Annotated in this window: 19 protein-coding genes and 1 other RNA gene; 19 read left to right on the top strand and 1 reads right to left on the bottom strand. The window is 48.2% G+C overall.

Going from position 1 to position 20,571, the window contains the following annotated elements:
* Positions 1 to 15: 15 nt before the first annotated feature.
* The 19 genes from LPW40_RS06640 (at position 16) to LPW40_RS06550 (ending at position 18,274) form a co-directional block, all read left to right on the top strand.
* Positions 16 to 783, top strand: a complete 768-nt coding sequence (locus LPW40_RS06640) for a 2-keto-4-pentenoate hydratase (protein WP_230821453.1) — start codon at positions 16 to 18, stop codon at positions 781 to 783.
* 148 nt (positions 784 to 931) lie between these two features.
* Positions 932 to 1,579 (top strand): pyridoxine/pyridoxamine 5'-phosphate oxidase, encoded by a 648-nt coding sequence (locus tag LPW40_RS06635; RefSeq protein WP_230821452.1) that lies wholly within the window; start codon positions 932 to 934, stop codon positions 1,577 to 1,579.
* Positions 1,580 to 1,652: 73 nt separating this feature from the next.
* The gene (gene merA / locus LPW40_RS06630; protein WP_230821451.1) at positions 1,653 to 2,972 is read left to right on the top strand and encodes a hypothiocyanous acid reductase MerA; all 1,320 of its coding nucleotides are present in this window, start codon (positions 1,653 to 1,655) and stop codon (positions 2,970 to 2,972) included.
* A 173-nt stretch (positions 2,973 to 3,145) separates the two neighbouring features.
* On the top strand, positions 3,146 to 3,742 hold the full coding sequence (locus tag LPW40_RS06625) for a DUF1307 domain-containing protein (RefSeq protein WP_230821450.1): 597 nt from the start codon (positions 3,146 to 3,148) through the stop codon (positions 3,740 to 3,742).
* Between the two features lie 104 nt (positions 3,743 to 3,846).
* Complete coding sequence (locus LPW40_RS06620; protein WP_230821449.1) at positions 3,847 to 4,632, top strand: ABC transporter ATP-binding protein; 786 nt, start codon at positions 3,847 to 3,849, stop codon at positions 4,630 to 4,632.
* 156 nt (positions 4,633 to 4,788) lie between these two features.
* Positions 4,789 to 5,625, top strand: coding sequence for a carboxypeptidase-like regulatory domain-containing protein (locus LPW40_RS06615; protein ID WP_230821448.1), 837 nt, complete (start codon positions 4,789 to 4,791; stop codon positions 5,623 to 5,625).
* A gap of 222 nt (positions 5,626 to 5,847) precedes the next feature.
* Positions 5,848 to 7,299 (top strand): PTS system trehalose-specific EIIBC component, encoded by a 1,452-nt coding sequence (gene treP, locus LPW40_RS06610; protein WP_230821447.1) that lies wholly within the window; start codon positions 5,848 to 5,850, stop codon positions 7,297 to 7,299.
* A 20-nt stretch (positions 7,300 to 7,319) separates the two neighbouring features.
* Positions 7,320 to 8,957, top strand: a complete 1,638-nt coding sequence (treC, locus tag LPW40_RS06605) for an alpha,alpha-phosphotrehalase (RefSeq protein WP_230821446.1) — start codon at positions 7,320 to 7,322, stop codon at positions 8,955 to 8,957.
* Positions 8,958 to 8,999: 42 nt separating this feature from the next.
* On the top strand, positions 9,000 to 9,728 hold the full coding sequence (treR, locus tag LPW40_RS06600; protein ID WP_230821445.1) for a trehalose operon repressor: 729 nt from the start codon (positions 9,000 to 9,002) through the stop codon (positions 9,726 to 9,728).
* A 44-nt stretch (positions 9,729 to 9,772) separates the two neighbouring features.
* An RNA gene (ffs, locus tag LPW40_RS06595) (signal recognition particle sRNA large type) lies at positions 9,773 to 10,038 on the top strand.
* A 116-nt stretch (positions 10,039 to 10,154) separates the two neighbouring features.
* Positions 10,155 to 11,795, top strand: a complete 1,641-nt coding sequence (dnaX, locus tag LPW40_RS06590) for a DNA polymerase III subunit gamma/tau (protein ID WP_230821444.1) — start codon at positions 10,155 to 10,157, stop codon at positions 11,793 to 11,795.
* Between the two features lie 73 nt (positions 11,796 to 11,868).
* Positions 11,869 to 12,192, top strand: coding sequence for a YbaB/EbfC family nucleoid-associated protein (locus LPW40_RS06585; protein ID WP_230821443.1), 324 nt, complete (start codon positions 11,869 to 11,871; stop codon positions 12,190 to 12,192).
* 1 nt (position 12,193) lies between these two features.
* Positions 12,194 to 12,790 (top strand): recombination mediator RecR, encoded by a 597-nt coding sequence (gene recR, locus LPW40_RS06580; protein WP_230821442.1) that lies wholly within the window; start codon positions 12,194 to 12,196, stop codon positions 12,788 to 12,790.
* A gap of 307 nt (positions 12,791 to 13,097) precedes the next feature.
* Positions 13,098 to 14,057, top strand: coding sequence for a ring-cleaving dioxygenase (locus LPW40_RS06575; protein ID WP_230821441.1), 960 nt, complete (start codon positions 13,098 to 13,100; stop codon positions 14,055 to 14,057).
* A 36-nt stretch (positions 14,058 to 14,093) separates the two neighbouring features.
* The gene (locus LPW40_RS06570; RefSeq protein WP_230821440.1) at positions 14,094 to 14,987 is read left to right on the top strand and encodes a VOC family protein; all 894 of its coding nucleotides are present in this window, start codon (positions 14,094 to 14,096) and stop codon (positions 14,985 to 14,987) included.
* Between the two features lie 12 nt (positions 14,988 to 14,999).
* Positions 15,000 to 15,608 carry a flavin reductase family protein gene (locus LPW40_RS06565; protein WP_230821439.1) on the top strand — a complete coding sequence of 203 codons (609 nt, stop codon included), beginning with the start codon at positions 15,000 to 15,002 and terminating at the stop codon, positions 15,606 to 15,608.
* A gap of 97 nt (positions 15,609 to 15,705) precedes the next feature.
* Positions 15,706 to 16,320, top strand: coding sequence for an NAD(P)H:quinone oxidoreductase type IV (gene wrbA / locus LPW40_RS06560; protein ID WP_230821438.1), 615 nt, complete (start codon positions 15,706 to 15,708; stop codon positions 16,318 to 16,320).
* 112 nt (positions 16,321 to 16,432) lie between these two features.
* Positions 16,433 to 17,212, top strand: coding sequence for a 2-keto-4-pentenoate hydratase (locus LPW40_RS06555; protein ID WP_230821437.1), 780 nt, complete (start codon positions 16,433 to 16,435; stop codon positions 17,210 to 17,212).
* Positions 17,213 to 17,368: 156 nt separating this feature from the next.
* Entirely contained in the window at positions 17,369 to 18,274 is a 906-nt protein-coding gene (locus LPW40_RS06550) for an AEC family transporter (protein WP_230821436.1), read from the top strand.
* A gap of 82 nt (positions 18,275 to 18,356) precedes the next feature.
* Here LPW40_RS06550 and LPW40_RS06545 read toward each other — a convergent pair whose 3' ends face one another.
* The gene (locus LPW40_RS06545; protein ID WP_230821435.1) at positions 18,357 to 19,742 is read right to left on the bottom strand and encodes a DHA2 family efflux MFS transporter permease subunit; all 1,386 of its coding nucleotides are present in this window, start codon (positions 19,740 to 19,742) and stop codon (positions 18,357 to 18,359) included.
* Positions 19,743 to 20,571 lie beyond the last annotated feature (829 nt).

The following is a 20,571-nucleotide window of genomic DNA, read 5'->3' as shown; positions in this document are numbered from 1 at the left end:
AAAGGTGACTGGATGATGGATGTTAAGGAACTCGGATCAGAAATATATGAATCCGAAAAAGAAAGAAAGCCGATAGAGGCGCTCACTGGGCGGTACCCTGAGTTGACCGAACAGGAAGCCTATGGCGTACAGCTTGCGTATGTCGGGAAACGTCTGAGCGACGGGGTGGAGATTGCAGGTAAGAAGATAGGCCTGACGAGCGAAGCAATGCAGGAAATGCTGGGTGTCGACAAGCCGGACTACGGCCATATATTCGATGATATGATATATGATTCGACAATCAGCAGAGATGATTTCATATGGCCAAGGGTCGAATTCGAAATCGGTTTTAAACTGAAGGAAGATATCGACGGCGGTGACATCACGGTCGAACGTGTCGCTCAGGCAATCGACTATGTCATGCCTGTAGCGGAAGTGATAGACAGTCGTATAAAAGACTGGAAGATTAAATTCGAAGATACCGTCTCGGATAATGGCTCGTCTGCGGGAATGATTTTAGGCGAAGGTCGGAAGAAATTACATGAAATTGATTTGCCTGAAATTAAAATGGAAGTGTTCAAAAACAATGAGAAGCTGGATGAGGGCTATGGTTCGGCAGTTCTTGGGAACCCATTGGAAGCCGTGGTCTGGCTGGCCAAATCGCTGCATGAATATGGCATCGGCCTGAAAAAGGGCGAGGTTATACTTGCAGGTGCACTGACGAAAGCCTTGGATGTCGAAAAGGGCGATCAGTTCAAGGCAGTATTCGAAAATCTGGGTGAAGTCAGTGTCACAGTTGAATAATTGTTAAACACCGGACAATATAGAGATGTCCGGTGTTTTTATTATGTATAAACTTTTGAAAAGTTACAAGACCGGGCCTCAAGTTTTCAAATTTATCGTCAGTAAAGTTATAATTATATGGAGTGTCTACAAGTGAGAGGGGTTTATTATGGACATTAAAAAACTGATATATAAAAGTCCTGCACTGGCAGGCGACTATCCTGATTTTAAGGTGGAGACAGCACCGGATGATCCATTCGAGACTTTTTATGAATGGTTCGGGCATGCAGTGGAAGCGGGGGTTTTGGAGCCGAGTGTATTCATGTTCAGCACGGTGGATGAGGAAGGGGCGCCAAGCTCACGGATCGTCAATCTTCGGGATATGGAGGATGATGGCTTCATCATCGGTTCGAACGCCGAAAGCCGGAAAGGGCAGGATATGGAAAGCAATAAAAGTGTTGCGATGACGTTTTACTGGCGTGAGGTCGGCAGGCAGATCCGCATCACAGGGCATGCGGAAGCGGCACCTGAAGAAGTGAACAGGAATGATTTCATCCGGCGTCATCCGGCCTCCAAAGCATTGTCGCTGACCGCAAAGCAAAGCTTTGAGCTTGGAAGCATGGAGGAACTGGAGCGGGAAATGCGGGAAGCAGCGAGACTGGTTGAAGAAAACCCGGAAGCTTTCAAGACATGGACGTTATACAAGGTGGTTCCGTCGGAAATGGAGTTTTTCCAGGCGCGTAAAGACCTCGTACATACCCGCCTCAAATATGTAAGAGTGGATGATGGGTGGGAAAAGTTGCTGCTCTGGCCGTAAGGCATGTACATATCGTTTCAATTCATCCATACCGGGAATATATATAATATTGAATATGACGGGAGGGTGTTAAATGGACTATGACATTATCATCATCGGTTTCGGCAAAGGCGGCAAGACACTCGCAGGGGCCCTCGGTGAAGATGGCCAAAAGGTGGCGCTTATAGAAAAGAGCCCTAAAATGTACGGTGGTTCATGCATCAATACAGCCTGCATCCCCTCAAAGACATTGATTGAAGAAGCGGGACGCGGCCGGAATTTCAGGGAGGCAATGAGCCGGAAAACCAATGTGGTCAACGATTTAAATGAGAAAAATCGTAAAAAACTGGAAGACAACGAAAATGTGGATATATATACGAACACTGCACGTTTTAAAGATAATAAAACGGTTGAAATAGTGGAGGAAGATCAGGTCATAGATGAACTCACCGCGGAAACGGTCGTCATCAATACCGGAGCGAAAAGCAATATACCGGACATTGAAGGCATCGACACCACAAATAACATCTTTGATTCTGAAGGCATCATGGAGCTTGATGACCAGCCGGATTCCCTTATCGTGCTCGGTGCGGGCTATGTGGCATTGGAATTCATTTCATTGTTCACCGCACTCGGCACGAAAGTGATAGTCATCGACAGGTCTCCGCATGTTCTGATCAAGGAAGATAAAGATATCGGGACGGCGGTCTATGATGATATGGTTGAAGCGGGCATCGAATTCGTAAGTGATACAGAAACATCCAAAGTCTATAATGACGGGGATGCTGTGGTGGCCGAGACGGATAACGGCACATTCAAGGCGGATGCGATGCTCATTGCGACCGGCCGGAGTCCGAACACTGAAGGGCTGGGGCTAGAAAACACGGATGTCGAACTGGATGAGGACGGTGCGGTCAAAGTGGATGAACACCTCCGCACGACTGCAGATAATATTTTTGCGCTCGGCGATGTCAAAGGCGGGATGCAGTTCACGTATATCTCTCATGATGACTTCAGGATCGTCTACGGTCAGCTGAAGGGTGACGGCGGACGGACGACTGAAAACCGCGGGGCGGTGCCTTATACCGTCTATATCGATCCGCCGTTTTCAAGGGTCGGCATGACCGCTTCACAGGCGAAGAAGAAAGGGCATGAAGTGGCCGAAGGCAAACTTCCGGTCAAGGAGATACCGCGCCATAAAGTGGATGACGATGAGCGGGGCGTCTTCAAAGCCGTGGTGGACAAAGAGACCGATAAAATACTCGGGGCGAGCCTCTATGGCAGGAATTCCGAGGAAATCATCAATATCGTGAAACTCGCGATCGACCATGATATCCCCGCCACCGCTCTGAAGAACAATATTTACACGCACCCGACGATGGCGGAGTCATTTAATAATTTATTTGATGTATAAAGTGCTTTTGGAATGAGGCCGGGACAGAGTTCCCGGTCTTTTTGTGCCGTTCGCTGCGTTTGCACATACTGTTTACTGAAAGGGAAAACAGGGCAATATAGGTTAGATTGAATATATTTGCAGTGACGATAAAATGATGAGCGTAAGTTCAAATCAACCGAAGGAGATCAGTCATGAAAAATTTACTTAAGTTATGTACCATCGGCGGCATGGCACTGGTAATCGCTGCATGTGGGAATGGGGAAGATGCGGCAATTGAAGAAAGCGATGAAGTTGAAGAGGGCGCCAACAGCCCTGGAGATCCTGTGACGGAAGAGGAAGAAGTCGGGGAAGGTGAATCGGATTCCAGCGATGGTACAGAGGAGGATGCAACTTCTGAAGAAGAATCGAAGACATTCGTTTATGAGCAGGAAGGTTATGTCAATGAATTGGTGTACTACTATATAGGTGATGAAGTTCAAAGGCAGACTTCTGAAACTGAGATGACATATGAAGCGCTCGGCGTAGCGGGGGAAGAGGAAGCGCGTGAAGCACTGGATGCCATCGGGGCACAGTACAACGAAGTCGAAGGCGTGACCCAGAGCATCGAATACGGGGAAGAGGGCATCGTCGAAAAGCTTGAAGTGGATTATTCCGTGGCAAATATTGGTGATATAGTAAATCTGGAAGAGGAAAGTTTTGAAGAGGATGCTTCGGAAGCAGATTACATCAGTATGGAAGATTCAGAAGAGCAGCTGCTGGAAGAAGGATATGAACTGGTTGAAGAATAAACACATAAAATTTAGAATAATTTGAAGACAGGGCGTGTCCTGTCTTCTTTTTACATCAAAAATTGATTATGATATAGGTAATGATTAAATTGGAGTGATACATATTGGATAAAATCATCGACATACAAAACGTGAAATGGGTCAAATCAGGCCAGGAAATCCTGAAGGATGTCAGCTGGTCTGTGGACCAGGGGGAGCACTGGGCGGTGCTCGGGCTGAACGGCTCGGGGAAGACGTCGCTTTTGAACATTGTCACCGGATACAATTATCCGACGAAGGGCAGCGTCACGGTGCTCGATACGACTTTCGGCAAGGCGAGCATACCGGAGATGCGTAAAAAGATCGGTGTCGTTTCCACGGCATTGGAGCGTTTTGATGTGACATTGAACAACCAGCTTGTCGAGGATATCGTACTCAGCGGGAAATTCTCATCGTTCGGCATCTATCAGGAAGTGACCGACGCGGACCGTGAAAAAGCTGAAGGCATCATGAACGACCTGCGTCTGGATTATTTGAAGGGCCAGGTGTTCCGGACACTCTCACAGGGTGAGAAGCGGCGGACGATCATCGGACGGGCGCTTATGGCGGACCCGGACCTCTTGATTTTGGATGAGCCGTGCTCGGGCCTCGACATACTCTCGCGTGAAGACGTCCTCAGCATCACACAGAGCATCAGAGACAGGAACAGCCACCTGATCTATGTGACGCATCATATCGAGGAGATCACGGATGTGATCACACACGTGCTCCTGATGAAGGACGGGGAAGTGGTGACCGGCGGCAGGAAAGAAGATGTCCTGACATCTGCGAACTTAAGCGACATCTATAAAATTCCGGTCAAAGTCCACTGGGAAAATAAACGTCCGTGGCTTTCAATTTCCAGTCAATAATCTGCTGCGTTTATGATATATTTAAGTGTGGATATTCAACAAACCAGTAGAGGAGTGGAAGTCATCAAAGTCAAACTGCTGTTTATAATATCGTCACTCATGTTGGTCCTGTTTCCGGCCGGCGTAATGGCAAATACATTTCAGCCCGGTCAGAGTATGAATGAACAGGCCGTTGATGATCAGGAGGAAGAGGACACGGACAACAACCAGGAGTCAAACGGCGATACCGGTGATTCAGAAGAAGAGCCGTCCGGCACCTTCCCGGGTGATTCGTATGACGATAACACCTACTATAATGATGATTACAACAATTATAATGACAATGGCTACAATGAGTTTAACGATGGTTACTATAACGATGAACCTTCAGAGTGGGAACCTGTGGAAGAGTATATTGAGCCTGAGCCGGAACCCGAGCCACAACCAGAACCGGAGCCTGAGCCGGAACCGCAGCCAGAACCCGAACCGATAATAGAAGTGCCTGTCATCGAGGACCCGGTCGTGGAAGAGCCTGCAGAGGAAGATGAACCGCGGGTCGTGAATGTGGACATCCTGCCGGTCGAGGCGTTCTCGATTGAAGGCACTGTGATGGATGATGAAAATCTTGGTGTCGGCGGTGTGGAGCTGACTTTGACAGGTGACGGATTTGAAGAACAAACAATAGAATCTGAAGAGGACGGCAGTTTTTCCTTTGAGGACATACCTTCAGGACAGTACGAAATTGAAGTGGAAGCTGCTGAATATGAAGTGGCGGAAGCACCTGAAGAAATCGAATTGACGGACAGATCCAAAAGAGGGCTTCGCATTGCCCTGGCTTCAGCGGAAGAAGAAGTGACTGAGGAAGAAGATGAAGCGGTGGAGACGGAAGAAGTGGTGCTTTCAGAGGAGGCGGCCGGGTTCACTTCAATGGACTGGACGCTCATTATCACTGGAACGGTCTTTATTTTAATCAGCCTTTTTGTATTTATTTTAAAAAAATTGAGAAATAATTAAATTTATATGTTTTAAATGGTTAAAATGTGGTATATATTAACTGATAATAATAAAATATTTCCTATCCTAAAAAATCACCGGATTCGGTTCGCCGAGCCCGGTGATTTTTTTATTTTACAAAAGAAAATTGAGTTTTTGGAAAATACAGATATCTAAGGTGAAACTGCTTGTGTTCGTTGTATATACATGATAAAGTTTTTTGTAAATGAAGGGGTGAGTGGAATGGCGGTAAATCGTGATGATGTCAGGAAAATCATTGAAGCCATCGGCGGTAAGGAAAACGTCAATGCAGCGACGCACTGTGTGACAAGACTGCGTCTGGCACTTGAAGATGAAAGCAAAGTGGATAAGGAGAAATTGGATCAGATCGACCTCGTCAAAGGTTCCTTTGCAGCAAACAACCAGTTCCAGGTGGTCATCGGCCAGGGGACGGTGGATGAAGCTTTCAAGATTTTTGAAGAGGAGACGGGTAAAGGCGGCGGCTCCAAAGAGGAAGTGAAGAAGGCCGCAGCGACGAAGATGAATCCAATCCAGCGGTTCATCAAGATGCTCGGTGATATTTTCATACCGATTTTACCTGCGATTGTTACCGCCGGCCTCCTGCTCGGCATCAACAACCTGTTGACGGCGGAAGGTCTGTTCTGGGAAAACGAATCGTTCATCAGCGTCTTCCCGGGCATTGAGGGTCTTGCGAGCATGATCAACTTCATCGCAGTGGCGCCGTTCATCTTCCTGCCGGTGCTGATCGGCTGGTCGGCGATGAGAGTGTTCGGCGGGAACCCTCTGCTCGGTATTGCGCTCGGCCTGGCACTGTGCCACCCGGATCTTGCGAGCCAGTACGGATTGTTCGACCAGGAAGCGGGGGAACTCGCTGATATACCGACATGGAACGTGTTCGGCCTCGAAGTTGAGCAGTTGAACTACCAGGGACAGGTGCTGCCTGTACTTGTGGCGACATGGTTTCTGGCAAAAGTCGAAGCCTTCCTGAATCAGCGTGTGCCTGATATGTTCAAGCTGCTGATTGTCGCACCGGTCTCTTTACTGGTCGTCGGCATACTGACGTTCATCGTTGTGGGGCCGATCACGTTATGGGCGAGCAGCATCATCTCCGACAGCATCGTCTGGCTGTTCGACACTGCGGGCATACTCGGCGGCGCGGTATACGGCCTGTTCTACGCACCGCTTGTCATCACGGGCCTGCATCATATGTTCCTTGCTGTGGATCTGCAGCTGATCGGTACGACCGGGGCGACGTTCCTATGGCCGATCCTTGCGATCTCGAACATTTCACAGGGCTCCGCCGCTTTCGGTGCATGGCTCATATACCGCAGGAACAATAAGAAGAAAGAAGAAGGTCTCGCGCTCACTTCCGGCATTTCCGGCTGGCTTGGCGTGACCGAACCTGCGATGTTCGGTGTCAACCTGCCTTTAAAGTACCCATTCCTCGCCGCGATCCTCACCACTTCGGTCGTCGGTGCGATATTCGGTGCAAACGTCCTGACGGCGACGAGCATCGGTGTCGGCGGGGTGCCCGGCATCATCTCGATCACACAGGAATTCTGGGGACTTTTCCTGATCGGCATGATTGTTGCGATCGTAGTGCCTTTTGTATTGACACTGGTCTTCTCCAGATTTGCAAAGGCGCAGACTAAAGACATGGTGGATGTAGATTAAATATAAAGGAGTTTTTTAAAGTGGCAGTTTCAGACTGGAAAAAATCCGTAGTTTATCAAATATATCCAAAATCCTTCAATGATTCGACCGGTGACGGCACGGGCGACATCCGCGGCATCATTGAAAAACTGGATTACCTGAAGCTTTTGGGCGTCGATTATATATGGCTCACACCTGTCTATGAATCCCCGATGCGGGACAATGGCTACGATATCAGCAACTATTATGAAATCAACCCGGAATTCGGCACGAAAGAGGACTTGAAGGCGCTGATGGACGAAGCACATGAAAGAGGCCTGAAAATCATGCTGGACCTTGCATTCAACCATACTTCGACGGCGCACCCATGGTTTGTGGAGTCGAAAAAATCGAAGGATAATCCTTACCGGGATTATTATATATGGAAGGACGGCACATATGACTCACCGCCGACAAACTGGGAGTCCAAGTTCGGCGGCAATGCCTGGCAGTATGATGATAATACGAATCAATATTATTTAAGGCTGTTCGATGTCACCCAGGCGGATTTGAACTGGGATAATGAAAAGGTCCGGGATGAAATTTATGATATGATCAATTACTGGATCGATTTCGGCGTGGACGGTTTCAGGTTCGATGTCGTGAACCTGCTGTCCAAGGGAGAATTCAAAAATTCCGACGGACCGGGTAAGGAGTTCTACACCGATGGTCCGCGCATCCATGAATATATCCATGAAATGAACCGCCGCACTTTCGGCGGAAAGGAGATCATGACAGTCGGGGAAATGTCGTCGACGACCATCGACCACTGCATCAAATACACGGCCCCGGAGCGTGAGGAACTGAACTCGGTCTTCAACTTCCATCATTTGAAAGTGGACTATCCGGGCGGTGAGAAATGGACGGATGCGTCTTACGACTTCATACTCCTGAAGGAGACACTGATGAAGTGGCAGCTCGGCATCCATGAGGGCAACGGCTGGAATGCGATTTTCTGGTGCAACCACGATCAGCCGAGGGTGGTTTCCCGCTTCGGGAAAGATGACAATGAGGAAAACCGTGTGAGAAGCGCCAAAATGCTTGCGATTTCCCTGCACGGCCTTCAGGGCACACCTTATATTTATCAGGGCGAGGAAATCGGCATGACCAATCCGGATTTCAACCGGATCGACCAGTACAGGGATGTCGAGACCCTGAATGCCTATGATATCCTCAGGGAGAAGGGATACACCTACCAGCAGGTGATGGATATATTGAAAAAGAAATCCCGCGATAATGCAAGGACGCCCATGCAGTGGGATGGAAGCCGTCATGCAGGTTTCACGGACGGGGAGCCGTGGATCGAAACTGCACCCAATTATCCGGAGATCAACGCTGAAAAAGCTGTTGCAGATAAAACTTCCGTCTTCTACACTTACAAGAAGCTCATCGAAATGCGGCATGAGATGGAAATCCTCACTTCGGGCGACATCAGACCGATGCTGATGAAGGACAGGAATTTATTCGTCTATGAAAGAACGCTCGATGGGGAGTCGCTGCTTGTGATCGCCAACTACAGCGATAAGTATGTGGCCTGGCCGGAAGAGATTGCGCGCGGCGGTGAAGTCCTGATTTCGAATTATGATGACAGGGACAATGAATTAAGGCCTTTCGAGGCGCTGATGATCTACAGGAAATGATGAATGAAGGCAAGTCCAAAATGAAAAAATCCGGGTGACGCTATGAATCTAAATAAATACAATCAAATCTACCAGTCGTTATCCAGTGATATCGTCGAGGGGAAATACGAGGCCGGGGATGTCCTGCCGTCTGAACATAAATTGCTCAGGCAGTTTGGGGTCTCCCGTGAAACAGTGAGGAAGGCGCTCAGCCTGCTCCAGGAAAACGGCTATATCCAAAAGATGAAAGGGAAAGGTTCAGTAGTCATCTACAATCCTTCGATGAATTTGACGGTCTCCCATCTGACGAGCTTCAAGGAAGTCCAGGCGCAGCAGACGAGGGTCTACACCACCGTTGTCCACAGCATGGATAAAATCGAAGCGGGCGAAGTGCCGCATGTCCAAAGCGCCCTCGGGCTGAAAGGGGAGACGATGCTCTGGCAGCTGGTCCGGCAGAGGAAATATGAAGGCAAGACACATATCGTGGACATGGATTATTTCATTCATGATATGATGCCGGGCCTGACGGAAGAGGTTGCACAGGACTCGATATATGAGTATATCGAAAAAAGGCTCGGTCACAGCATCTCATATTCACATAAGGAAATCACGTTCAAACCGATGACGGAACTGGACATCGAGCTGTTCGGTCCCGTGACGCCGCCGTACACGGCAAATGTGAAATCGGTTGTGCATTTGAGCGATGCCACACCTTTCCAGTACAATGTATCGAAGCACCTGGCAAGCGAGTTCAGATTCGTCGATTTTTCAAGAAGGTTCACGGGTGAATGATTAATACTTGCATCATAAAAATAATTTTGGTATTATGTTAAATACCGTGCTAAGTGGGGAATTAGCGGTGCCCTGTACTTGCAATCCGCTCCAGCAAGGCTGAATTCCGCTTCCGAGGGAAGCAGTGTGAAGACTGCCTTAATCTTACCGGTGTTGAGATCCCGGTCCTATGCAATAGGACGTCACGAACCATGTCAGGTCCGGAAGGAAGCAGCATTAAGTGGCCAATCCTATGTGCCGTAGGGTCGCCGGGGTTGAGTCGGTATTTTAAGTAACGTTTGTGCTGTCTTCTCGAAGAAGCGGTGCACGGCTACATATGCGAGACTGCATCTATTATTAATAGATGCAGTCTTTTTTAGTTCGTAATGCATTATGGATTAATGTTATAATAGGGAACGATATAAGATAATTCGGAGGTGCCGCTGGATGGAGTATCAGGCGTTATACCGTGCCTTTCGTCCGCAGAGTTTCAAGGATGTCGTAGGACAGGGACATGTCACCAAAACATTGAAAAATGCCATTACAAGGAACAAGGAATCACATGCTTATTTGTTCAGTGGTCCGAGGGGGACCGGGAAGACGAGCATCGCAAAAATATTCGCAAAAGCGCTGAACTGCCAGTTCGGTGCAGAGGGCGAGCCGTGCAATGAATGTGATGTCTGCCTCAGCATCACGGACGGCAGTGCAAATGATGTCATTGAAATCGACGCAGCAAGCAATAACGGTGTCGATGAAATCAGGAGCCTCAGGGAGAAAGTGAAATATGCCCCGTCCCTCACCCGCTACAAAGTCTATATCATCGATGAGGTGCATATGCTCACGACAGGCGCATTCAACGCACTTCTGAAAACTCTGGAAGAGCCGCCTGAACATGCGATATTCATCCTTGCGACCACCGAACCGCATAAAATACCGGCGACGATCATCTCACGGACCCAGCGGTTTGATTTCAAGGCGATCGAAAATAATGAAATCGTCGAAAGGCTGAAATTCGTGGCCGATTCCGAGTCCATCCAATATGATGAAGGTGCGATAGAATACATCGCAAGGACCGCAGAAGGCGGCATGCGGGACGCGCTCAGCATCATGGACCAGGTGATTGCATACAGCAACGACACCATCACCCTGGATGATGTGGTCATGATCACAGGCGGCATCAAGCAGGAGTCGCTGAATGAGTGGCTGAAGCTGATCGAGCATCAGGATTCAAGGGCCGCCTTCATTAAGTATCATGAATTCATCGATGAAGGGAAAGACCCGACGCGTCTGATCCATGAGCTCGTCTACTACATCAGGGACATCATTTTGATGAAACATTCAAATGAGATCGATGAAAGCGTCGCATTCTTCAATGTGGAAGATAAAGTACTATATGAAATGATCGATGTATTGAACGATGCGATGGTGATGATGCGTTTCTCCGTGAACACAAGCGTCCACCTGGAAGTCGTGATCGTGAAGCTGATAGAAGTGCTCTCTAAGCGGAGCAATGTGGTGGAAGCCCCCGAAGTGGACCTCACACATATAGAACAGAAGCTGAATGAGCTGGAACGACGCCTTGAGCACGCCCAGTTCTCCCCGCAGCCGAATAACGGCCGGCGGACCGAAGCGAAGCGGCCGGGCGGGAAGGGCTATTCAGTCAGCCAGATTGAAAAGGTCCTGGATAAAGCCAATAAAGAGGACATCGTGAAGCTGAAGGACGGATGGCCGCAGGTGTATCAGTATGTCGAAGAGAAGAACTTCCATGCTCTGAGGTCGCTCATCAAGGATTCGGAGCCGGTGGCGGCGAGTGATACCCATGTCCTGATCAAGTTCGACAGTGATGTGCATTCCGAGCTGATCAACACAGATGATAAGAAGAAAAAAGAACTGGAAGCGATCATCCCGACGATCATCGGCAAAGAAGTGCAGGTGGTCGGCGTGCCGCAGTCGAGCTGGCAGCAGGTGCGGGCGGATTATATCAAAGAACGGAAATCCGAAAAGACCCAGCCTGCATCAAACGAAAAGAAACCGTCGGATGTCGCGAAGGAACTTTTCGACAGCAGCATAGTGGAAACTAGGGAATAATAATGGTTTATAGTATAATGAGAATCATATATAATGGATAAATGAAAAATGATATATATTGGAGGAATTATAAATGCGCGGTGGAATGAATAATATGCAGGGCATGATGAAACAGATGCAGAAGATGCAGAAGAAGATGGAAGAAGAGCAGGAAAAACTGAAAGAAGAAAGAATCGAAGGTACAGCAGGCGGCGGCATGGTGACAGTCACCGTATCCGGCCATAAAGAGATCGTCGATGTCGAGATCAGCGAGGAAGTCGTGGATCCGGATGACATCGAGATGCTGCAGGACCTCATCGTTGCAGCGACGAACGAAGCGATGACAAAAGCAGACGCATTGATGAGCGACCGTCTGGGCAAGCACACCCAGGGCTTGAATATTCCGGGAATGATGTAATATGCATTATCCCGAACCCATTTCAAAGCTCATTGACAGCTTCATGAAATTGCCGGGCATTGGGCCGAAGACAGCCCAGCGTCTGGCATTTTATGTTTTAAATATGAAAGAAGAAGATGTTGTCGATTTCTCACGCAGCCTGATGAAGGTGAAGCGGGAACTGCAGTTTTGTTCAGTATGCGGTCACATCACCGATGTGGACCCATGCTATATATGTACGGATAAATCACGTGACCGCAGCATCATCTGTGTCGTGCAGGATACAAAAGATGTGATCGCGATGGAAAAGATGCGCGAATACAGCGGGATGTACCATGTGCTGCACGGTGCAATCAGCCCGATGGACGGCATCGGACCGGAAGACATCAATATCCCGGCCCTGCTGGAACGAATGAAAGATGAAAATGTCGAGGAACTCATCCTTGCGACCAATCCCAATATCGAGGGCGAATCGACCGCAATGTACATCTCCAGGCTCGTCAAACCAATCGGCCTGAAAACGACCAGGCTCGCCCACGGTCTCCCTGTCGGCGGCGATCTGGAGTATGCGGACGAAGTGACGTTGTCGAAGGCGATTGAATACCGTACGGAATTATAGAGGAACTCCCCTGCTCAGACAGGGGAGTTTTTTTATATAGAATAATTGAGCACCCAAGCCTGATTCTTGATTATTAGAGCTTTTTATCTTATAATAAATCTCGGAATCGAAATATATAAGATTTAATATAATTTTGTTTCCTTCAATATGTTTTACTTTCCCCTTAAGCCGGGTAGAAGTTGAATGTTGAATAAGTGAAGGAACTCATCAATAGAAGCGGCAGAAACCAAGTTTATATCCAGGATATAAGCTTTTAAATAAAAATTATATCTCGAAATTGAGATAATTAATAAAAGGGAGTTTTGTTATGAGTACAGAATTATTAGGCATCCACCATGTTACGGCAATGACGGACGATGCGGTCAGAAACTACGAATTCATGACGGAGGTGCTCGGTATGCGCCTTGTCAAAAAGACCGTGAACCAGGATGACATCCAGACATACCATACGTTTTATGCGGATGATGTTGGGAATCCGGGTACGGATATGACTTTCTTCGACTTCCCGAACAATCCAAAAGGAGTCCGCGGTACGAACTCGATTTCACGTACGGGTCTCAGGGTGCCGGACGATGCGGCCCTTGAGTATTATTTGGAACGTTTCAAAGAATTCGATGTCAAAAATGAAGGCATCCAGGAGCTGTTTGGCAAAAAAGTCCTGCCGTTCGAAGAAGCGGATGGACAGAGATACCAGCTGTTTTCGGATGAAAATAATGAAGGTGTCGCGCCCGGCACACCGTGGAAGAACGGCCCCGTGCCTGAAGATAAAGCGATCTATGGATTGGGTCCGATTGAGATCAGAGTGAGCTACTATGAAGATTTCAAAAAGGTGCTGACCGATATATATGATATGAAACCGGTGGTTGAGGAAGCGGATGTCACGCTTTTCGATGTCGGTGCAGGCGGCAATGGCGGACAGGTGATTTTAAGGAAAGATGAGACGAGGCAGAGCCAGCAGGGCTACGGCGAGGTTCATCACGTTTCTTTCCGCGTTGCAGACCATGATGCGATTAAAGCATGGGAAGAAAGGTATAATGAGCTCGGTGTGGGCCACTCGGGCAATGTGGACAGATTTTATTTTGAAGCGCTCTATGCCAGAGTCGGACATATTCTGATTGAACTCTCCACCGACGGTCCTGGCTTCATGGGTGATGAGCCATATGAGACTCTGGGCGAGAGCCTCGCACTGCCGCCGATGCTCGAACCGAAACGTGCAGAAATCGAGGCACAGGTCCGCCATTTCGATACGACGCGTTCAGATAAATAAAAAAGGTTAATGATATATGAAGCAGGAGATGAAGTTATGGAAGCAATCAAAAGAATCCACCATATTACAGCAATCGTCGGCGATCCGAATGAAAACTTGAGATTTTACAGGGATGTTCTCGGCCAGAGGCTGATCAAGCAGACGGTGAACTTCGACGATCCGGGCGTGTACCATCTGTACTTTGCAGACAAAGACGCTACACCGGGCACCGTCATCACTTTCTTCCCATGGACGAATGATAATGTGGGCAGGAAAGGCAGCGGCCAGGTCGGCAGAATCGCGTATCGCGTGCCCAAAGGCAGCATGGATTATTGGGCTGAGCACCTTGCCGGCCACGGCATCACAACTGAGGAAACGGAATTTTTCGGGGCGAAGACGCTCGAGTTTGCTGACGTCCACGGGCTGGACCTTGCAATCGTCGAAGGTACTGAAACTGCCGACACCAATGATATTGTCGGATTCCACGGTGCAGAATTGTTATCCACCGATCCGGAAGGTACGAAAGAACTGCTGACGGGCAGGATGGGATTGGAAGTGGTTGAAACCGGAGACGATAACCATCATTTTGAAACAGCGGGTGCTGAAAAGCATCATATAGTGACATCCCTTCCGCCCCAGCCGCGTGGCCGCTTCGGGATCGGCACAGTGCACCATATCGCCTGGTCGGTGCCGGATATGGATGTTTTGAAAGAGTGGCAGGATGCTTTGACCAGTGATGGTTACGGTGTGACGGAAGTGAGGGACAGGAATTACTTCAGATCCATCTACACTGGTGAAAAGGGCAACATCGTCTTTGAATTTGCAACAGACGGTCCGGGATTTGATGTAGATGAGGAACCTTCTGAACTCGGGACATCGCTGAAGTTGCCGGAGCAGTATGAACATCTCAGACCTGAATACGAAAAAACCCTGCCCAAACTGGATATATAAGGAGTTGCTTTCATGCTGGATTTCTCACCGGAACAGCTGACGGAAAAAGAGAAGAAAAAATTTCTGATCGGGTCGGTCATCCCAAGGCCTATTGCGCTCGTTGCGACGATGTCGGATGAGGTCATCAATATAGCGCCTTTCAGCTATTTCAACATCGTCACATACAATCCGCCGATGTTGTCGGTCGCCGTGCAGCGTTCAAGCGGCGAAAGCAAGGATACGGCAAGGAATATCATTGAAAATAATGAAGCGGTACTGCATGTTGTGGATGTGGATAATGTCCAGGAGGCGAATAAAACGTCGGCACCCCTTTCTGAAGAGGAAAGTGAACTGGATATTTCTCACTTCACAACAACAGAGTCGAAAACTGTGGCAGTGCCGGGCTTGAATGAAGCAAAAGTCAGATATGAAACAGAACTGTATCAAAATGTGGTCATATATAATGAAGAAAACGTCCCGACCACCGATCTGCTTCTGCTGAGAGTGAAGCACTATCATATAGATGAAGACATTTATCACAACGGTTATATTGACCCGCTGAAGCTGAAGGCAGTCAGCAGGCTGGCGGGGAATGACTACGCTGAAATCGGTGAGATATTCACCGTCGAGAGACCTGAGTAGTTAAATAGAAGGAATACAAAAGTAGAACAGAAAGTGAGCATTTAAAATGAGCTTTTTCAAAAAATTATTCAATAGATCTAAGGAGAATGAAAACAATATGGAAAACGTTAAATTAGCAGTTATATTTTACAGCATGGGTGGCACAAACTATGAAATGGCCAAGTGGGCCAAAGAGGCTGGGGAAGCGGCCGGTGCGGAAGTCAAGTTATTGAAAGTCCAGGAGCTGGCGCCCGAGTCGGTCATTGAAGGCAATGAAGCATGGAAAGCGACTATCGAGGCAACAGAAGATATCCCTGTCGCAACTTCGGATGATATCGTCTGGGCGGATGCAATCATATTCAGCACCCCGACAAGATTCGGCACCATGGCTTCACAGATGAAACAGTTCATCGATATCCAGGGCGGCATCTGGGCTGAAGGTAAAACGATCAATAAGGTCGTCAGTGCGATGTCTTCAGCGCAGAATCCGAATGGCGGCCAGGAAGCGACGATACTTTCATTATATACTTCAATGCTCCACTGGGGTGCAATCATCGCATCTCCGGGCTATACGGATCCGGTATTGTTCGGTGCAGGCGGCAACCCGTACGGCACAAGTGTCACCGTCGACCAGGACGGCAAGATGGTTGAAGATGTCGAGGATGCCGTCAAGCACCAGGCAACCCGCACAGTCAATGTCGCCGAAATGGTCAAAAGAGGAAGCAGCAATTAAATATAAATATGAAGAGACCTTCTTTTCCGAAGGTCTCTTTTTCATTTGTGTTACTATATATGAAGATAATAAAAATTAGCAGACTTTTCGGTCAACTCATATGGAGGTCATTATGGACAATCAAAAAATCAAGGAACTGGCGGATTATGTGCATCATGCTTATAAGGACAAGAAAGAAATAAAGAAAATCACTTCCGATTTATATCCGGAATTGACGATTGAAGAGGCATACATCATCCAGCAGGAACTGATCCGGCAGCATCTGGAGGAAGGGCATGAATTACTGGGACCGAAAATGGGTCTGACGAGCGAAGCGAAGATGAAGCAGATGAATGTTGATGATCCGATATACGGCTATGTATTCAGGCATATGGTCGAGGAGGGTGATGTCGACATCAGCGGGTACATACATCCCAAAATAGAAGCGGAAATCGCATTTGTGCTCTCAGAAGATTTGGGGGGGCCGGACGTCACAGCATTCGATGTATTGAAGGCGACGAAATTCATCATCCCGGCCATTGAGATCATCGACAGCCGCTATGAGAATTTCAACTTCACACTGGCTGATGTTATTGCAGATAATACTTCGGCAGCGGGTGTGGTTTTCGGTGAGAAGCATTTCGGTCCTGCGGAATTTGATCTGGATGTGATCGGGGTCAACCTGAAAATCAACGGCGAGCTGAAGGATTCAGGGACCAGTGCAGCCGTACTGGGGAATCCTGTGAATTCCGTCGCAAGGCTTGCGAGGATGCTGAGTGAGGAAGGTAAAGTGATCAAAGCGGGCGAGCCGGTTTTGACCGGGGGTATCACAGCGGCCCATCTGATCGAAAAAGGGGATCATGTCGCAGTGAAATACAGCGGAATCGGGGAAGTCTCATTTTTTGTGAAATGAAATCCTGTAAATCTTGCGTGAGCTTGCGGTCCCTCCTGCAGGAGGGGCCGCTCTTCTTCCATCCGTCATAAAGCCTGTGCAGATCCATATATTTCATCTATCATATAGTGTAATAAGGCGATACAATTCATCTTCAACAGAAAGTGGTGTGACCCAATGGATTTACTCATGATCATCCTCCCTGTGTTCCTGGTGTTCGCGGCGGGCTATATCGCGGATAAGATGCTCAAGTTCGACATCAAATCAATATCGGCCATGTCACTTTACATATTATTGCCGATCCTCACATTCAATACATTCTACCGCAATCCCCTTACGATAGATTATCTGTATTTATTCATCTTCACATTTGTGCTTACGGGGATATTGATGGTGATTACAATAATATGGGGATACTTCATGAAATCATCCAAAGAGGATATGTCGGCCATACTGCTCGGGACTTTATTTCCCAACAGCGGAAACTACGGCACACCCGTTGCATTGTTTGCTTTGGGTGCCGTCGCTTTCGATTATGCGATCGTGCTCATGGTGCTGCACGGCTTCGTCATCAGTACGGTGGGCATCTTCATCGCCTCGTTCGGCAGCGGCGCAACGATCACGGTGAGGGAGGCGGTGACCAACATATTCAAAATACCGGTCATCCACGGTGCGATTGCCGGGGTGGTTTTCCAGCTTCTCGATATCCGGCTCGATGAAGGGATAATGGACATCGTCGAAATGACGGGTAACGCCGCCATCCCTGTGGTCATGCTGATACTCGGCATGCAGCTCGCCCGCATCACCAAAGAAAGTTTCGCCATCAAAGATGTGACGGCGGTCGTATCCATCCGCATGATCATTTCACCGGTGATTGCAGCGCTGCTGGTCCTTGTGATGCCGGTGGACGAGACGATGAAGATGGTCTTCATCCTGCTGAATGCAATGCCGGTCGCAGCGAACTCGACGATGCTTGCGGTCCAGTTCAATGTAAAACCGAACGTGGTGTCCTTCTCAACACTCATCACGACTCTGATCAGCATCATCACTATACCGATATGCTTATATCTGCTCGGCGTCTAGTCCGCGGAGGCGACGGCATTAAATATATTCTGAAATGAACAATAAAAATCTCCGCCCCTTAACAGGGAGCGGAGATTTTCATCTATCGGTAGCGCGACTTATCTTTCAGCATAAAAGTGAGCAGGAACCCGATGAAGGCAAGCACCGCCATTACGGCGAAGGCGTAAGTCGTGCCCCAATAAGTGCTGACCCGGACCGGTGCATCCATCAGGGAGACGGTGATGCTGATGATGGAGGTCAGTACGATGACGCCGAAAGTCATCGCGAACTGGCGGATCGTATTGTTGATTGCGGACCCGTGCGGGATTTCATCTTCCGTCAGTTCTGCCATGCTCACAGTGACGAGCGGCATCAATGTCAGTCCGAACCCGGACATGAATATGCAGAAATAGCCCATGATAAAGTAAGGGGAACTGTCCATGCCGACAGTGTTGAGCAGCACGAGTGATAATGAAGTCAGTCCGAACCCGGTGATGGAGATGGTCTTCCCGCCGAAGCGGTCGTACAGGGCGCCGGATATGAAAGTGATGATGGACAACAGTATCGTCCCTGGCACAAGCAGGAAGCCTGATAAAAATGCGCTCGTCCCGAGCACCGTTTGCGAGAACATCGGCAGAATGGTCTCGGTGGAGAGGAGCAGCATCATATTGATGAAGACAAGTATCAGTGCCAGCGTAAAATTCCGGTTTTTGAACAGGCTTAAATCGAGCACGGGGTAAGGCATGCTGAACTGTCTGGTGATGAAGAACCACAGACTGAGCAAGCCCGCCGCGATGGGAAGGATCACAAGCCAGTCGAACAATCCATATACACTTATATTACTCAATCCGAATATGAAGAGGGAGAACCCTATTGCAGATAATACGATTGACCGCATATCAAGTGAGACCGGATTCCTCTTAAGTACGTTCTTCATGAAAAAGATGGCGGCAATGAGGGTGAGGGCAACGAGAGGGAGCAGCACCCAGTGCAGCGCCCTCCAGTCCAGGACATCGATGATGAATCCGGAGATGGGCGGGGCCGAGGCAGGCGCCACGTTGGTTACAGCTCCGAGCATGCCCATCGCAAACCCTCTTCTTTCATATGGGAAGACGATCAGTAATATCGTCTGCACGAGGGGGAGGATGATGCCCGCACCGATCGCCTGAATGACTCTCGATAAGAGCAGCACCCAGAAGTCTGGGGACCAGCCGCCGATGATGGTTCCGATGAGCATGCATGACATCGCGAACACGACAAGTGCCTTTGATGAAAACCTGGTCGATAAGTACCCGGACATCGGAATGAATATGATGCTCGTCAGCAGGAAGGCCGTCGTCAGCCACTGCACCTGCGTCGCGTTGACATCAAATTCTGCCATGATGGTGGGGAAGGCTGTGATCAGCAGAAACTGGCTAAACGTAAATAAAAATGCTGCAGCCATGACTACTGCAACTACACCTTTTGACTGCACCTTTTCCTTCGCCATTCATCCCACTCCTCTTTTATCAATCAGTTATATTGTTTCATATTGGAAATCACCGGTCAATGTTGTCATGGCGGGGATCAGAGGAATAGTTAAAAGAGGCATATCCGGCAGAAAGAGGAGGACAACGAATGGTATGAAGTCCTGTTCCTTCATTATAAGGGGCTATCATATGTTGCAGCTGAAACCAGAAACCCTTCCGGGTCATGGAAGCTTAATATACTTACTATAGAAGAAACAGGGGTGAATCACTATAATGATGAAGCTTAAATATAAGGATAGAGCTGGGTATTGAAGTGAAGGGAGATTAAGGGGGGACAAATGTCGGAGGTGGGAACCCCAGTCTTAAAAGCGTCGGCAGTTCATAAGAAGTAGCCTTACCAATACACTCTAAATAATTCTAAGAAAAATGGTTAAAACCATTGCATTACTTTAAAATGGCTGGTATAGTATTAAGTTCACTCACCAATTAAGTGTTCAAGACACAGCAGTGGGTGAGCAGGAGTTTCAGCAGGAAAAACGAGCTTTAAAACAATTTAAAAGAAAATGAATTTAATGCTTGCATTACCTTCCAGAGTCCTGTATAGTTATATCTTGTCGGGCGAAAAAGAAATAAAGAAAAGCGCCGACAACTTATAAAAAACTTGAATAACATACTTGCTTTTGTTAGACTGGCATGTTATGATAGTAAAGCAGTCAAGAGAACATTGAAAACTGAATGACAATATGTCAACGTTAATTCCGATAAAAAAGTCTTCCATTATGGAAGCAGTTGAGGCGCACAACTCAAAAACGCAATTGATACTGTCAGTATCATACGAGCTCAAGATGA

Origin of the sequence: Salinicoccus halitifaciens, from assembly GCF_021026095.1 — a bacterium.
GTDB classification, from domain to species: domain Bacteria; phylum Bacillota; class Bacilli; order Staphylococcales; family Salinicoccaceae; genus Lacicoccus; species Lacicoccus halitifaciens.
This window is presented reverse-complemented; position numbering and strand designations above follow the sequence as displayed.